The organism is Arcicella sp. GW458-12-2-14-TSB2 (assembly GCF_059423785.1).
This window is the reverse complement of the sequence record NZ_JBWKYN010000008.1, coordinates 42,589-58,768: the sequence shown is the minus strand read 5'-3', so window position 1 is coordinate 58,768 and position 16,180 is coordinate 42,589. Positions and strand designations below refer to the sequence as shown.

General features: G+C 35.4%; 10 protein-coding genes. 4 read left to right on the top strand and 6 right to left on the bottom strand.

Going from position 1 to position 16,180, the window contains the following annotated elements; all coding sequences use genetic code 11:
* Positions 1-276 precede the first annotated feature (276 nt).
* Both AC07XN_RS02200 and AC07XN_RS02195 read right to left on the bottom strand, forming a co-directional pair.
* Positions 277-1,455, bottom strand: coding sequence for a redoxin domain-containing protein (locus tag AC07XN_RS02200; RefSeq protein ID WP_494741883.1), 1,179 nt, complete (start codon positions 1,453-1,455; stop codon positions 277-279).
* 194 nt (positions 1,456-1,649) lie between these two features.
* Positions 1,650-4,931: a UvrD-helicase domain-containing protein gene (locus AC07XN_RS02195; RefSeq protein ID WP_494741882.1), complete on the bottom strand. Its 3,282-nt coding sequence runs from the start codon at positions 4,929-4,931 to the stop codon at positions 1,650-1,652.
* Between the two features lie 173 nt (positions 4,932-5,104).
* Between AC07XN_RS02195 and AC07XN_RS02190 the strand changes: the two genes are divergently transcribed.
* Positions 5,105-6,337, top strand: coding sequence for a DUF819 family protein (locus tag AC07XN_RS02190; protein ID WP_494741881.1), 1,233 nt, complete (start codon positions 5,105-5,107; stop codon positions 6,335-6,337).
* A gap of 163 nt (positions 6,338-6,500) precedes the next feature.
* Here AC07XN_RS02190 and AC07XN_RS02185 read toward each other — a convergent pair whose 3' ends face one another.
* Positions 6,501-7,085: a Crp/Fnr family transcriptional regulator gene (locus AC07XN_RS02185; protein WP_309918649.1), complete on the bottom strand. Its 585-nt coding sequence runs from the start codon at positions 7,083-7,085 to the stop codon at positions 6,501-6,503.
* A 202-nt stretch (positions 7,086-7,287) separates the two neighbouring features.
* Here AC07XN_RS02185 and lepA point away from each other — a divergent pair, with 202 nt between their 5' ends.
* Positions 7,288-9,075 carry a translation elongation factor 4 gene (lepA, locus tag AC07XN_RS02180; RefSeq protein ID WP_309918645.1) on the top strand — a complete coding sequence of 596 codons (1,788 nt, stop codon included), beginning with the start codon at positions 7,288-7,290 and terminating at the stop codon, positions 9,073-9,075.
* A gap of 140 nt (positions 9,076-9,215) precedes the next feature.
* On the opposite strand, the gene dacB is transcribed toward lepA, so the two are convergent.
* On the bottom strand, positions 9,216-10,697 hold the full coding sequence (gene dacB / locus AC07XN_RS02175; RefSeq protein ID WP_494741880.1) for a D-alanyl-D-alanine carboxypeptidase/D-alanyl-D-alanine endopeptidase: 1,482 nt from the start codon (positions 10,695-10,697) through the stop codon (positions 9,216-9,218).
* A gap of 453 nt (positions 10,698-11,150) precedes the next feature.
* Between dacB and AC07XN_RS02170 the strand changes: the two genes are divergently transcribed.
* Both AC07XN_RS02170 and AC07XN_RS02165 read left to right on the top strand, forming a co-directional pair.
* Positions 11,151-11,537, top strand: coding sequence for a DUF805 domain-containing protein (locus AC07XN_RS02170; protein WP_494741879.1), 387 nt, complete (start codon positions 11,151-11,153; stop codon positions 11,535-11,537).
* 121 nt (positions 11,538-11,658) lie between these two features.
* A complete protein-coding gene (locus tag AC07XN_RS02165; RefSeq protein WP_309918638.1) occupies positions 11,659-12,042 on the top strand; it encodes a DUF805 domain-containing protein in 384 nt (127 codons plus the stop codon).
* 190 nt (positions 12,043-12,232) lie between these two features.
* On the opposite strand, the gene yidC is transcribed toward AC07XN_RS02165, so the two are convergent.
* Together yidC and pyrG are read right to left on the bottom strand one after the other, a co-directional pair.
* Positions 12,233-14,086: a membrane protein insertase YidC gene (gene yidC / locus AC07XN_RS02160; RefSeq protein ID WP_494741878.1), complete on the bottom strand. Its 1,854-nt coding sequence runs from the start codon at positions 14,084-14,086 to the stop codon at positions 12,233-12,235.
* A gap of 216 nt (positions 14,087-14,302) precedes the next feature.
* Positions 14,303-15,955 (bottom strand): CTP synthase, encoded by a 1,653-nt coding sequence (gene pyrG, locus AC07XN_RS02155; protein ID WP_309918633.1) that lies wholly within the window; start codon positions 15,953-15,955, stop codon positions 14,303-14,305.
* Positions 15,956-16,180: the final 225 nt, after the last annotated feature.

Here is a 16,180-nt window from a genome sequence, read left to right as displayed (position 1 = left end):
TTTTTGATGTACTTAATTAATAACTGGGGAAATTGGATACAATTAGCATTAAAACACTGGTGTCATAGAACAGGAAATCGGTATCGAAATGCTTCGATACCGATTTACAGAATAAGAATAGCCATTCACAATATCTTGTGGACAAATTTTGCCCAAAATTCGGGATGACTCATGTTTACAGAATAAGAATAGCCATTCACAATATCTTGTGGACAAATTTTGCCCAAAATTCGGGATGACTCATGTTCATGAATTTAAGTTTGGGATACCTTAGGTTTATTTACCTTTAGGCTTTTCATCTTTTTTAGCATTTTCTTTGCTAAAGATGGCTTCTAATTTCTTGCTTAATGCTTCTCCTCTCAGGTTTTTAGCAATGATTTTTCCGTTAGGGTCTAATAGTAAGTTTTGTGGAATTGCCTGAATACCGTATAATTTAGCTACTTCATTATTCCAGAACTGTAAATCAGAAACCTGAGTCCATGTCAATTTATCATCATGGATAGCTTTCAACCATTTTTCTTTAGCATTTGGTTGGTCTAAAGAAACACCAATAATATGGAAACCTTGGTCTTTGAACTCGTTAAATACTTTTACCACATTTGGGTTTTCTCTTCTACACGGTCCACACCAGCTAGCCCAAAAGTCGATTAAAAGGTATTTACCTCTCAACGAAGATAGTTTTACAGGTACGCCCAATGTATCATTTTGAGTAAAATCTAAAGCTTCTCTTCCGATACCCGTAAGTTTAGCTGTTGTAATTTTTTCTTTAAATTCAACCCCAGCTGGTGATGCCTTTAGAGTGGCAGGTAATAAATTAAAAAGTGGTTCTACTTTTTCTACAATGATTTCATATCCTGCAAAAGTCTTTAATGAATAAAGTGCTAGTGGCGAATTTGGATTTTTCTTGATATAGCTACCATATACGTTTTCTCTTTGTATTTCATCCAATGAATCAATAGAAGCCTCTACCCTATCCATCGCCGCTTTTTCTTTATTTTTTGAATACTCTGAGTATTTTTTATAAAGTGCCTCTAACTTAGTTTCATAAGGTTTTGAAGCAAGATTCAATTTTTCAAACTCGATATGCGATTTTGAACCTTTTACGCTAACATTTGAAAACGAATCTACACTTGCTACAGTAATAATACCCGGCTCAAGGAAAATAGCTGCTGTATTTCTTTGCGCAAATTTAGCTTTTTTATTGGCTGTATTTTTTGCCGTAAATTGTACCCTAGTAGGGTCTGTCAAAGACAATTTGAACGAATATGCTCCTTTAGCAACCAACGAACTATCCGTTACTCTTTTGCCATTCGCTGCATAAGTGGCATATACGATATCGATAGTATCTTTAACATTTTTAATTGTACCTTTTACTTGAATAGTAGGTTTTGCAGGGCTTTGTGCATTTGTTAATAAAGGCAATGCACATAAAACTGTGAAAAATAGTTTTTTCATGAAGAGGAATTTTAGTTTAAATTATTGATGAACGTATAACCTCAATAAGAAATTATATTGAACAAATATAATAAGTATAACGCATTTACACTACAGATTTAGTAGTTAAATCATTTTTTTTCACTCGTCTTCTTCATTCTTAGGCAGGGACTTAAGTCCCTGTCTAGCGATAAAACATGGTGAACTTAATCTTTTCAAAAGACCTCCACTACTTGTTCGTCTTTGGCTTTTTCTTCCAAATACACCAATATTCCTTCTACATTAATATGCCCCATCTCTCGGTAAATATTCATGTATTGTCGTACTTGGGTTTTATGAGACTCAGATTTTGAGCCTGTTTTATAATCCAAAATCACAATTTTATCTTTTAGTCTTACCACTCTATCAGGACGAAGAGGCTTGCCTTTGGGCATTAATATCTCCCTTTCATTCTTGATAGATTCTTCGGCTACCTCAAAAAGTGGCTTGATATTGGGTAAACTCATGATATTTTCCAAGGTCCGCTTTAGCCCTTCTATTTCCGAAGCGATAATCAATCCCTCTCTAAGAATTTCTTGTAGGGCATAATCAGTATCATGATACGTTTTTATTTTGGCAAAGGCTGCATGGACCTTATTGCCATAATCTTTACTTTTCTCGAAGGTTTTTAAGTCAAAAAGACGTTCAGCACTTTGTCGTAGCCTGACTTTATTGCTCCGTTCAAAACTGGTGATTGCACTAATTTCAATCAACGCTTCCTTTTTTTCTTTCTTAGCTTTTATGGGCTTATTTGTTCCTTGATAAACAACCTCAAAATGATTCTCTCCTTCCTCAATAAACGGACAATTGACAAATTGATATAGCTGATTTCCAACTGTTTTACTGAAATCTTTCACATTTTTCTTTACAATCAAATAAAGTCTATCAGTGGGGCGTGTCAACCCTACATACAGCATATTCAAGCTTTCTAAAAAGGTTTTTTCTTTTTCGGCTTTATATTGACCCACTACAAAAGTTTGTTCTAACGCCTGGGACATCTTCAGCGGTGCATTCTTTAAAGTTTTTTGTGCAGTACCGCTAACAACAATCAATTCATCCTCCTCTGGCAAGTCTGCCCAAATCTGTGTACTATGGTTGGTTTTCGTACTCCAATTGCAATAAGGAATGATTACCACAGGGAATTCCAGTCCTTTCGATTTATGAATACTCATTACAGTCACGGCTGCTTGTCCTTCGGGGGTAGAGATAGAAAGCGTTTCCTTTTTTATTTCCCAAAACTGCAAAAAATCGGTAAGGTGTGTACTCTTTTTAGTCTGAAATTCCAGAATTACATCCAAGAACCTAAAGAGAAAATCTAAGGCTTTATGATGCTCAAAAAGGAAGAAAGTATTGATGATTTTCTCAGCAATTTCATACAAAGCCATTTGTTGCAAAGCAAAAGACTCTAAGGAATATCCTTGATTTTCAATCAATTGATAAAACAAAGCAATATCCCCCGATTCAATAGATTGCTTGATAATTTGATTATCGTCTGTATCAGGAATTTTGTTCAACACTACCCGATAGAATAAATAAATGGCCTCATATTTCGATAAAGTATTATCAGGATTTTGAATCACTTTCATCAAAGAAACGACTAAATTAACTGCATCAGAGGCATTTAGATTAAGTGAATCAGAGGAAATTACATCAATATTAGCATCTTTCAAGGCATTGGCGATAATTCTACCATGCTTGTTTTTCCTACACAATACCGCGATGTCTTCGTAGTTATATCCTGCCCCTCGTACTTCCTCAATCAATGCCATAATACGCTCGAACATCAATTCGTCTTCATTTTCTCCTTGCATGAAATCAATCTCTACATGCCCGCCAGTTTTGGGATTAGCTGGCACTTGCTGTGCAAAGAATTCATCATAGACCATTGGTAGTGATGGTGCAATGCTTTCATTTTCGGGAGATGCCTTAATGAAGTTAAACAAGTCGTTATTAAACGTAATTACTTCCTGTGTACTTCTATAATTGGTACTTAGGTTTTCGGGTTTTAGGTATGGACGAATACTGGCGTATCTTTCCACCAAAAAATCATTGTCTTCATTTCCTATTATCAATCTTTCTAGATTGTCTTTGTGCAAATGCACAATCAATTCCATTTCGCCTCCTCTGAAACGATAGATAGACTGCTTGGCATCGCCCACAGCTAAATTAAAATGCCCATTGGCCAAAGAGTTTTCAACCAAAGGCAAGAAATTATGCCATTGTAGCGTAGAAGTATCCTGAAATTCATCAATCAGGATGTGGTTATATTTTTCGCCCAGTCGCTCGTAAACAAACGGGATGGGTTCTTTCATTACAATCTCAAAGATTTTCCTATTAAATTCTGAAATGTGAATTTGCCCACTTTCGTTCTGAATAGAGGCAATCTCTTTTTTTAGCTGACTGAGTAAAGCCAGTTTTTTTGTCTGCTTAAGAATCTCTTTAAAAAGAACATATTTTGCTCTCTCAGTTTCTTGAATTGTAAAAACGCTATTCAGGTAAATCCCCAATTCATCAGCAATACCATCGATAATAACTTTAATGCCAGTCTTTTGAGATTTTGAGTACCAAAGGTTTTCATCAATTGCCTTTTTTACATAAGAATTAGCCGAAGTAAAAACATCACTTTCTAATTTCTTAAAAAAAATCCCTACGCCCGACCTACTCTGATAAAAATCCATTACATCTAATCCCGCTGATGCAATACTTTCTAATGCTATCTGAGCAATGGTTTTAATCTTAGTCTCAAGGTGTTCACAGAAAGCTTTTAGCTGTTCTTCTATCAGTAAAAAATCCTCCGCTTCTAAATCCGCAATTTTGTCGATAGCATCTTGGTGTTGATCAGACAAAAGGCTTTTTCCAAAAATAGACAATTCATCCGCCAAGCCATTCCAAGATTTGCCTTCATCTGCTTTTTCCATCGCAAAGCTTCGGATAGACAACGTAATCTGTTCGAAATGTTCGGTATTTACTTTTTGTAATAATTGCTCCACAGCCGCATCAAGCAATACTTCAGAATCGAGACTTACCTCGAAATTGAATGGAAAGTCTAATTCTTCCGTAAAAGCTGCTACTATTTTTTGAACAAAGGAATCTATCGTAGAAACAGAAAAATTGGCATATTCATGGATAATATGCTTAAAAGTCTTTGAAGCTCTGATTCGTAATTCCTCTTCATCAATATCAATCCCTTCTTGTTGTAATTCATCTAAAATTTGTTCAAAAATTCCTTTTGAATCCTCTTGGTCTTGTGGGTCATCACTCGCAAATTGATGAAGATATTTCAAGATTCTCTCTTTCATCTCACCTGCGGCCTTATTGGTAAAAGTAACCGCCAGAATATGATTGAAATAAAAAGGAGAAGTAGTTCTAAGAGCTAATTTGATGTACTCCTTTGCCAAAGTATAGGTTTTTCCCGAACCTGCAGAAGAAGAATATATTTTAAATTTAGGGCTTTGCATGAGATATTGTATTCGTCGAGACACAAGAAGCCAGACTTTAGAAACAAGAACAACAAATTAACACATACTGCTGTTTAAAAATCTTATTTCTTGTGTCTTATGTCTATTTTCTAATCACTATCTTGCAAATTACGAAAAGAACTTAAATTTGTTGAATATTATCAACCTTCATTATGCAACAAACATTTATTACAAACGATGCCGTAATCTTCGGATTATTATTGGGTATCATTTATTTTACCTTTTATACCTCATCCCTCGAAAATCGTTTTTGGAAACGCTTTTATACTTTCTTTCCCAGTATTTTAGTTTGTTATTTTGTTCCGGGTTTACTAAATGCCTTTAATATTGTTGATGGTGAACACTCTAAATTATACGATGTAGCCTCCAAATATTTGCTCCCAGCCTGTTTGTTATATTTCACCATCAGCATTGATTTTAATGCACTAAAACAATTAGGTGGAAAAGCTATTATTGTTTTTTTGGCAGGTACTTTGGGTATAATGATTGGAGGACCAGCTTCTCTTTGGATAGTCAAAATGATTAGTCCTGAAACGGTAGCAGGTGACACTTGGAGAGGACTAGCTACCATCGCAGGAAGTTGGATTGGCGGAAGTGCCAATCAAACGGCATTAAGAGAAGTGTTTAATCCACCTGCCGAAATATTTTCTCAGGCAATTGCCATTGATGTACTTACAGCCGAGCTTTGGTTGGCATTATTACTGTATGGTGTAGGACACGCAACTAAAATCGACAAATGGTTCCAGGCAGATACTAGTGCAGTAGATGATGTACGAATAAAAATTGAAAACAGAGCCAAAGAAAATGCTAGAAATCCAACGGTACATGATATACTTTTAATATTATTTATTGGTTTTGGTGCTACAGCAGTAGCGCATGCTTGTTCGGACATAATAGTCCCTTCTATAGAAAACAATTACCCAGCACTTAAAAAATTCAGCCTTACCTCCTCTTCATTCTGGGTTATTTCCTTAGTGACAATCTTTGGTTTAATACTCTCGCAAACTAAAGCGAGGCAAATTGAGGATGTAGGAGCTTCTAAATTTGGGTCGATATTCTTATTTATTTTAATCGCCACTATTGGCATGAAAATGAACATCTTTGCTGCTTTAGAAAAACCACAGCTTTTTCTAGTAGGCATTATCTGGATGTTGTTTCATGCTAGCTTCACAGTGATTGCTGCATATCTTACCAAAGCACCCTACTTTTTTACAGCAGTTGGTTCACAAGCTAATGTAGGCGGGGCGGCTTCTGCTTCGGTAGTGGCAGCAGCTTTTCACCCCTCTCTGGCATCAGTAGGTGTCTTACTTGCTATTCTAGGGTATGCACTAGGTACTTATTGTGGTTATTTAACAGGATTAATGATGCAGTGGGTGGTTTCTTAGTTTTGGGTTGTGAGTGATGAGTTTTGAGTTAAAAAAGTACTTACTCTTTCATAAAACTTACACACTCTATTTGATTTTCCCATAAGTTTATTACCGTGGAGGGTAATCAATTTCAGGCAATTATAACTCAAGACTCATAACTCACCATTCACAACTCAACACGCTAAAGCACTTTTTTTAATCTACTCAACGACTGTGGGGTAATGTTTAGATAAGAAGCAATGATATGTTGAGGAATCTTCTTTTCAACAGCAGGGAATTCAATAAGTAGTTTTTTATAGCGCAATGTGGCGTCATCGAGCATAAAAGAACGTACTCTATTTCTTTCATCACAAAAATATATTTGGTTGATAATTCTCCCTGCACGCTCCCAACCATGGAATTTTTCAAAAAGCCATGTTAGCCGTTCATAAGTAATATACAATAACTTACAATCTTCTAAGGCATCTAGATAGTCTGTCGAAGGTTGTTGTAATGCAAAACTCACTTGCTCGGTAAATATAGTTCCATCAAAGGCGAAATTGAAGGTTCTGTTGTGTTCACCAGTAACTTTAGTATAAGCCCTTAGTGTTCCCTGTAAAATGAAATAAATTTCATTACATACATCTCCTTCTTTAAGCAGGATGTCTCCTTTCTTGCAAGTTTTGTACTGCACTTTACTCAAAAATGATTTTACTTCCCTTTCAGAGAGTACCACAAACTTATTGAGGTATTCCACCAGAGGGGAAATTTCTGGAGTAATCTTCATGGCGGTTTAAGTTTTAATGACTTTTTTGATTTATTTAGATAAAAAATACTTAAACAAGTTTTATTCTTATCTCTTTTCTAATTAGTTATTATCTTTTTCAAAGTTAAGGACGTAATTTTGTAAAATGTATAAGCAAAACCTGTATTACGGCGAGTAAGTTATACAGCATCATGAAATAAATCAATACCGTAAAATAAATAACGTGAAAAACATTCGTAACTTTTGTATTATTGCCCATATAGATCACGGAAAGAGTACACTCGCTGATAGATTAATTGAATTTACAAATACTGTACAAAAACGGGATATGCAAGCTCAATTACTGGATGACATGGACTTGGAGCGTGAGCGTGGTATCACAATCAAATCGCATGCGATACAAATGAATTTTCCTTATAAAGGAGAAGAATATGTATTTAATTTGATTGATACACCTGGTCATGTGGATTTTTCTTATGAAGTTTCACGATCAATTGCTGCTTGTGAGGGTGCTTTGCTTATTGTGGATGCTGCCCAAGGAATTGAAGCTCAGACTATCTCGAATCTTTTCTTGGCATTAGGGCATGACTTAGAGATTATTCCTGTATTAAATAAAATTGACTTACCAGGGGCAATGCCTGAGGAGGTAAAAGACCAAATTGTAGATTTATTAGGCTGTGACCGCGATTCAATCATCCATGCTTCTGGTAAAGAAGGTATTGGTATCGAAGATATTTTGGTTGCCGTAGTCGAAAGAATCCCTGCTCCTAAAGGTGACCCTGCCGCTGAACTTCAAGCGTTAATATTCGACTCTGAATTTAATTCATACCGTGGTATTGAAGTAATGTTTAGAGTATTTAACGGAGAAATCAAAAAAGGTGATAAAGTAAAATTCATTGCTACGGGCAAAGAATATTTTGCGGATGAAATTGGTACACTTCGTTTAGAAAAAGAACCTAAACTATCTATCAAGGCTGGTGACGTAGGATATTTAATTTCTGGTATCAAAGAAGCTAAAGAAGTAAAAGTTGGTGATACGATTACTCACCGTGACCGTCCTTGTAAAGAATCTATTCATGGTTTTGAAGAAGTAAAGCCAATGGTTTTCGCAGGTATTTATCCTGTTGAGACTACTGAATTTGAAGATTTGCGTGATGCAATGGGCAAACTTCAATTAAACGATGCTTCCTTAGTATGGGAACCAGAAACATCTATGGCCTTAGGCTTTGGTTTCCGTTGTGGTTTTCTAGGAATGCTACACATGGAGATTGTCCAAGAACGTTTAGAGCGTGAATTTAACATGACCGTAATTACTACCGTTCCTTCGGTGAAATTCAATGTTAAATTAACAAATGGTGATGAGCTATGGGTATCTGCTCCTTCAGAACTCCCTGAGCCTAACTTGATTGACCATGTTGAAGAGCCAATCATTAAAGCACAAATCATTACTAAATCTGATTATGTAGGTGGTATCATGAAATTGTGTTTGGATAAACGAGGAGTTCTTTCAAACCAAATTTACCTTACTTCCGACCGTGTAGAATTGCAATTCGACTTACCACTTTCAGAAGTTGTATTCGATTTCTTTGATAAATTAAAGACTATTTCTCGTGGTTATGCTTCTTTGGATTATGAATACAAAGGCTATGAAGAAGGCGAAATGGTGAAGCTAGACGTGATGCTGAATGGTGAAAAAGTAGATGCACTGTCTGCCATCGTACACCGCGATAAAGCTTATGAATGGGGTAAACGTCTTTGTGAAAAATTGCGTGAATTGTTACCAAGACAACAATTTGACATTGCTATTCAAGCTGCTATCGGACAAAAAATCATTGCTCGTGAAACAGTGAAGGCGTTAAGAAAAGACGTAACTGCAAAATGTTATGGTGGTGATATTTCTCGTAAAAGAAAATTATTAGAGAAACAGAAAAAAGGTAAAAAACGTATGCGTCAAGTAGGAAACGTAGAAATTCCACAAGAAGCATTCATGGCTGTTTTGAAATTAGATTAATCTTATTGATAAGCTGTTATCCGTTATTTATTAATTGTCAATCCTAAGGGATAACAATTAATAGATAACGGATTTTTCTTTTAATTATGTTATCTTTCATCCAATCACTAAATCACAATTCACTAAATCACAACTAATTTTCACAACTCCACCATCATCATCATCAACTTTTCTAACTCTTTTGTCGCTGAACCATAATCTGAATTATATTTATTCAGTATCAACGAAAAGCACATTAATTCTCCATTCTTCGCTGTAAAATATCCAGCATAAGCCCTTACTCCTTCAATTGAGCCACTCTTTGCCCTAACATTACCAACAGCTTTTGTTTTTTTCCCTAAATGAGCTACCGTTCCCGATTCGCCGACCACAGGAATAGACTCATAAAAGGCTTTAAATGAGTTTTCACTGTACATGGCTTTCAAAATATCTGTCATGTTGGCAGGTGTAAGACTATTCGTAGGTGATAGACCACTCCCATCTTTTACATTAAAGCCCGATAAATTAAGTCCTCTGTTTTGCCAAATTTGTTTCAACCCTTTTACAGCATCTTTCGTAGTGTTACCGAATGAATAAGACACAGAGAAGGTCTTCAAAAAAGCCTCCGCATATAAATTAATACTTTGGTAGTTACACGCTTTGGCTAGCTCTTTAAGTGCTGGTGACGAATAGCTGGCAATATTCATCGTTTGAAACGGTTTCTGGAAAACAATTCTTTTTTTACTTACTTCCATAGATGACAGCGGACTTTCATTTACCTTGATGCCTAACTCCTCCAGTTTTTTCTGTAAGAAATAGGCTGCAAACAAAGGCGGGTCGGGAATAGAGCCTTTTACGGAAAAAGTATCCCCTGCTGGTACATAGCCTTGCATCACCAAAATATCTTGATAAGGCGTACTGTATATATTTACTTGGTCACCAGTATGAGGCTTATCTGTTTGTACCCTATTGATTTTCTGATAATATGGTAGGTCTGGAATAGTTTTTATCAAAGAAGCCTCTGCTAGATAAGTACTTGGCTTGAACGTAGCATAAAATAAATTTTCATTGATGTTTAATCCATATGCCCCTGCTCCATAATAATTCCCAATATCTCCCCAAATCCACGTATCGGGCAATACATTTTCTTCAAACAAACTACCATCGGCAAATACCCTTCCTCTAATTTCTTTAATCCCTAAAGCCTTGATTTTTTGTGCCCAACTCTCAAACAAAATCTTATAATCCATTTGTTTATCTATTCGTCCACTTCCGAAAGAGGGGTCGCCAGCACCTTTGATGATAATATTACCAACTAATATAGAATCTGTAATTTGTCCGCTATAATCTAACTTAGTAGTATAAGTATAATCTTCACCTAAGGTTGATAATGCTGTAGCAGACGTAATTAGTTTTAAAGTGGAAGCTGGAGCAAGACTTTTCTGGGCATTGTATTCTATTAATACTTTATTATTGGTAACTGATTTGATACATACCCCCACCATCCCATTTGTCATAAACGGCGTAGTAGCTAAACCATTAACATATTTTTGTAAACGTTCTTGAGGAGGACTATTTTCAAGTGAATCAGGTTTATTTGACAAAGTCAGGATATGCAAAATACTTAACAAAAATAGCTTCATAGAGTATTGTAAGGATTATTGATGAATGTTGATACCTAACAAAGATAAAGAAAATGAGCAAATAAGCTAATAATTTGTATCCTGACTAGAATGTTTAAAATAAGCTAGTAAACCCTATTATTATTCACCTATCATAAGCTTCAAAATATTTTTGTTATTCAATAATCTTTTTACTATGTTTATAAAATCAAATAATATGCTGTGTGTATGTTATTCATTTTCTAGCACTTATAAACGACCAAGTAATGTATTATCAAATAAATATGCCAAAATAGCCAAAATATAAAGCAAGTGTTTTTTCATTCTGCTTGCTTATTTTCCCCCATTAATGTCCCTGTCATCGGTAGAATTTTTAACGCTTATTTTATATAATTATCATTTTCTTAGTTTTCATGCTGTGGAGACGAGCGTCTACGATAAAAACTAACGGGTAACCAATCAACTATAAATTATATGAATTACTACTTAAAAGTTATACAAAATTATGCAGTTTTCACGGGTAGAGCTAGACGGAGTGAATATTGGAATTTTATGTTTGTTAACTTATTTTTTTCATTTATAGCGCTGATAGCAGACCATATTTTTGGTATCGCTATGCCACTTATTGGTTATGGCCCTATTACTTTATTATACTCATTGGGTATATTTTCACCTGGTCTAGGGGTCTTGGTTAGAAGACTTCACGATGTAGGAAAAAGTGGATGGTTCTGTTTAATTGCACTTATCCCATTTATAGGAGCAGTATGGCTATTTGTATTATTAGTTTCAGAAGGCAACGCAGGTGAAAATGAATATGGTACAAATCCTAAAGAAGAAGTAGGACAATATAAAAATTTATAATTGCTCGCCATTTAGTATTACCAAATTTTATTATAGACTATGGAGACCAGAGACCATCATAAAACGGGGCGTAATCGAAAAGCCAAATGAGTAGAGAAAACACATAATCTATACTATTCAAATGAATTATTATTTACAAGTTTTACAAAACTACGCTACATTTAGAGGCAGAGCCAGAAGAAGTGAATACTGGTATTATTTTTTATTCAATATGCTATTTGCATTTGTTGCCGTTATTGTTGATAACGTTTTGGGTACAGCAAGCCCATTATTAGGATATGGACCAATTTATGGTTTGTATGCACTAGCGACCCTTATTCCAGGTTTAGCCGTATTATCACGAAGACTACACGATATTGGTAAAAGTGGCTGGTATTTCTTAATTGTATTGATCCCCTTTGCTGGAGTAATATGGTTACTCGTTCTATTGGTTACTGAAGGAGAACCTTTTGATAATCAATATGGCACTAATCCTAAGGCTGTAAATGATGAATTAATGTATTAAGTAGGTATTTTATCGATGCAATTTTGATAAAAATCACTCTATCAAAGGGGATTTTAACCATGATAAATTCCTGATTTAGCATCAAAAAAGCGGTCGGAAAACTAGTTTCTAACCGCTTTTTTAATTGATATATGTTGATGTTTAAGCAAACATTTCATTTATAGTTATGTTCCCAACAATAAGGCTATGCCTATTTCTTCTTTTTCTTAGGGTCAGCTTGCTGAGTTTTTTGTGTTTCTTCAACAGCCTTCATTTGCTTAGAAATGTATTCTGAGAAACGAGATTTCTTCACACCACCAGCAGCAATTTTCTTACGATTTTCTTCTAAAACTGCTTTGATTTTATCTTCATCTACAAACTTACGAATACCTATTTGTTGACCGATAGTTACTAAGTTAGAAACAAAATAATAGAAGCTCATACCAGCAGGCAACGAGTTCATTACGAACATGAATATTACTGGGGTAACATAAGCCATTTTCTTCATGTCAATCGGTTGTCCTGTTTGGTCTGGCGTATTTTGGTTGTTATAATAACCATAAGCAATACTTGAGAGCGTCATCAATAAGGTAAACAAACTGATGTGGTTACCATACAATGGAATACTGAACGGTAGAGTAGCGATAGAGTCAAAAGTAGAAAGGTCATTTGCCCATAAGAACGATTGCTGACGCAAGTTAATCAAGTTGGGGAACAACATAAATACCGCCATCAATACTGGCATCGTAGCTAAGACAGGAACACAGCCACTCAGCGGACTTACGCCTACTTCGCCATACAATTTCATTTGTGCTTGCTGTTGTGCCGCTGCATCATCTCCTACTTTCTCTTTGATAGCATTCAATTCTGGCTGTAAAATTCTCATTTTAGCCATGCTTACATACGACTTATAAGTAAGTGGTAATAACGCAAATTTGATGATTAATACTAACGCAATAATTAACAAACCGTAATTACTGAATACTGTTTCTAACACATTAAAAAGCGGAACGAATACATAACGTGTAATTGGCAAGAAAATATCATAACTCAATTTTACGTTTTTCCCGAAGCCCGGTGCTACATTTTTGATGATATTATAATCGTTAGGACCAAAATACCATTGATAATTTCCTTTGCCTGATTTTAAGTCTGCCAAATCCAAATCCATGTTAGCTCTCAATGTCTTGATATTAACTGAATCTGTTTCGTTAGCAGTAGCTACAATCTGTGCTTTTTGGATAGGTGCATTTTTAGTAATAAAGCCCGATAAGAAGTATTTTTTCTTGAATGAAACCCATTTCAAAGGCTTATCTAACGATTCTTCTTTTGAACCCGTTGGTGTTTCTGCCAATTGGTCAAAATCCTCATCTTCGTTCAATAAGTAATTGACAGTAGCTTTACGGTTTTCTGTTAAATCTTTCTCGGTTGGACGAACATTTTCAATCCAGTTTAATTTAGCTGATTCGTTTTTCAATAAACCATCCAACCCTTGTAGTTTCACATCTTGGTCTAACAAAAAGCCTTCTCCGCCTAGTGTATAAGTCTGTTCTATACTTTGTCCGCTTGCTAAGTTTAAAGTAAAGCTAACTTTTTGCGATTGTCCTTCTGCAACCACTCCACCTTTAGAAGCAGTAGTAAAGTACAATTTATTCAAATCAACATTTCCTTTCGTAGTAGGAAGATCAAAAGTTACTTTGTCAAAAGCCTCATCAAAAATTACAAGTGGTTCTTTTTTCTGGCTAGCAAATGAATTGTAAGTCTCGTAATTCTTTAATAATACTTGTTTTACTTTACCACCTAAAGTAGAGAACACTACTTTAATGTCTTTATTTTCTAAAACAAGTTCTTGTGCAGTACCTATGGCAGCCGATGCGAAATCGCCAGCGGCAGCTTTTAAAGCAACTGAATCCACCGTTGCAACTTTATGTACAGTGGCAGTTTGGGCTACTTTAGCTTTCTCAGGTGCTTTTTCAGGTTCAACCTTAGGGGCTAGGAAAAACTGGTATCCCAGCAACATCGCCATTATCAACAACAGCCCCGTTACTTGATTTTTGTCCATCATTATTTTAGTAAATTTGTCTTTTTTTCGAGTTTTGTGCGGTTATACACTCATCGGTTATCTATTATTGTTGTCGGTTTTATTCTCTAAGTATTTATTTTCCTAAAAACCTGAACGAAATTTAAAAACTTTGCATCAAATAAAACCGCCAAAGCTTTTGACTTTAGCGGTGCAAAATTACGACTTATCTTTTATTAAATCATTTTAAATGATAAAAGGTTACTTAGAACTTCCTTTCATCAAAGGAATAGCATTCTTCAAAGCAGCTTTTACAAAGTGTACAAATAATGGAGCAGGGTTTGCTACATTCGATTTGTACTCTGGGTGAAACTGCACACCGATAAAGAATGGGTGGTCTTTTAATTCAACAATTTCTACTAAACCAGAATCTGGATTAATACCTGTTGGTACCATTCCTGCATTTTTAAAGCGCTCTAAATAAGCATTGTTGAATTCATAACGGTGGCGGTGGCGCTCCTGAATGTTCAATTTGCCATATACATGATGTGCTAAAGAACCTTTTTCTAATTTACAAGAGTATGCACCTAAACGCATCGTTCCTCCTTTGTTCGTAATAGATTTTTGTTCTTCCATCAAATCAATTACTGGGTATGGTGTTTCTTTGTTCATTTCAGACGAGTGAGCATCTTCTAGACCAACTACATTTCTAGCATATTCAATTACTGCACATTGCATCCCTAAACAAATACCAAAGAAAGGAATTTTGTTTTCACGAGCATATCTTACCGCATTGATTTTACCTTCGATACCTCTTTCGCCAAAGCCTGGGGCTACTAAAATACCATCAAGGCTTTCTAGTTTCTTGCGATAATCACCTTCCACTAAGTTTTCAGAAGAAATCCAAATTACATTTACCTTCGTTTCATTTACGGCTCCTGCATGAATCAATCCTTCTGAAATAGATTTATAAGAGTCTTTCAGTTCAACATATTTACCCACCAAACCGATGGTAACTTGTTCCGTTGGGTTTTTAAGTTTGCCTAAGAAATTCTTCCATTGTTCTAAGTCAGCGTCTTTATCATTATAAATATCTAATTTATATAAAGCACGTTGATCTAGTTTCTCTTTACGCATCAACAAAGGCACATCATAAATCGTTTCTGCATCCATCGCTTCGATTACATCATTTGGCGAAACATTACAGAAAAGAGCGATTTTACGACGCATTTCCTGTGGAATTGGATGTTCTGTACGACAAACAATAATATCTGGCTGGATTCCATATTCAGACAAAGCACGTACTGAGTGTTGTGTCGGCTTAGTTTTCAATTCACCCGCAGCAGCGATATAAGGTACTAAGGTAAGGTGAATAAAAAGCGTATTTTTCTCTCCTAAATCCCATTTTAACTGACGAGCAGCCTCGATAAATGGTAGAGATTCGATATCACCCACACAGCCTCCTAATTCAGTAATGACAATATCATATTGTCCCGTAGCACCCAACAAAAGAATATTTTGTTTGATTTCGTCAGTGATATGCGGAACTACTTGAACAGTTTTCCCTAAATAATCACCACGACGTTCTTTTGTAATTACATTAAAATAAACCCTACCTGTGGTAATGTTATTCCCCTGTGAAGTAGGCACGCCCAAAAAACGCTCATAATGACCCAAATCAAGATCCGTTTCCGCTCCGTCGTTGGTTACATAACACTCACCATGCTCATAAGGGTTTAACGTTCCCGGATCAATATTGATATATGGATCCAATTTTTGGATAGTTACTGATAGCCCTCTAGCCTGTAATAATTTAGCTAATGATGAAGCAATAATTCCTTTTCCTAAAGATGAAGTTACACCGCCCGTAACGAAAATATATTTTGCGGTTTTAGGTTGCCCTTTACCTGACATTGTAATAAAATTGAAGTTTGAATTTTTCTAAGAGGATGTGCACAAAAATTGTACAGAGGAAGAATGGAGTTCCGCAACCCTTAGTTACGGGATACAAAGTTAGAGAATTTTCGGCGAAGTATTTCGTCTTTTTTTGAATAAAGACTTAACTCTTTTATTAAACATCTTAACAACACATTGATTAACAGAAAATTACATTTACAAATATTTAAGAATTAAAATTAA

What these genes read in the sequence shown, in the direction of transcription:
- AC07XN_RS02200 (WP_494741883.1), bottom strand. Translation starts at nt 1,455, where the DNA reads ATGAAAAAACTATTTTTCACAGTTTTATGTGCATTGCCTTTATTAACA.
- AC07XN_RS02195 (WP_494741882.1), bottom strand. Translation starts at nt 4,931, where the DNA reads ATGCAAAGCCCTAAATTTAAAATATATTCTTCTTCTGCAGGTTCGGGA.
- AC07XN_RS02190 (WP_494741881.1), top strand. Translation starts at nt 5,105, where the DNA reads ATGCAACAAACATTTATTACAAACGATGCCGTAATCTTCGGATTATTA.
- AC07XN_RS02185 (WP_309918649.1), bottom strand. Translation starts at nt 7,085, where the DNA reads ATGAAGATTACTCCAGAAATTTCCCCTCTGGTGGAATACCTCAATAAG.
- dacB (WP_494741880.1), bottom strand. Translation starts at nt 10,697, where the DNA reads ATGAAGCTATTTTTGTTAAGTATTTTGCATATCCTGACTTTGTCAAAT.
- AC07XN_RS02170 (WP_494741879.1), top strand. Translation starts at nt 11,151, where the DNA reads ATGAATTACTACTTAAAAGTTATACAAAATTATGCAGTTTTCACGGGT.
- AC07XN_RS02165 (WP_309918638.1), top strand. Translation starts at nt 11,659, where the DNA reads ATGAATTATTATTTACAAGTTTTACAAAACTACGCTACATTTAGAGGC.
- yidC (WP_494741878.1), bottom strand. Translation starts at nt 14,086, where the DNA reads ATGATGGACAAAAATCAAGTAACGGGGCTGTTGTTGATAATGGCGATG.
- pyrG (WP_309918633.1), bottom strand. Translation starts at nt 15,955, where the DNA reads ATGTCAGGTAAAGGGCAACCTAAAACCGCAAAATATATTTTCGTTACG.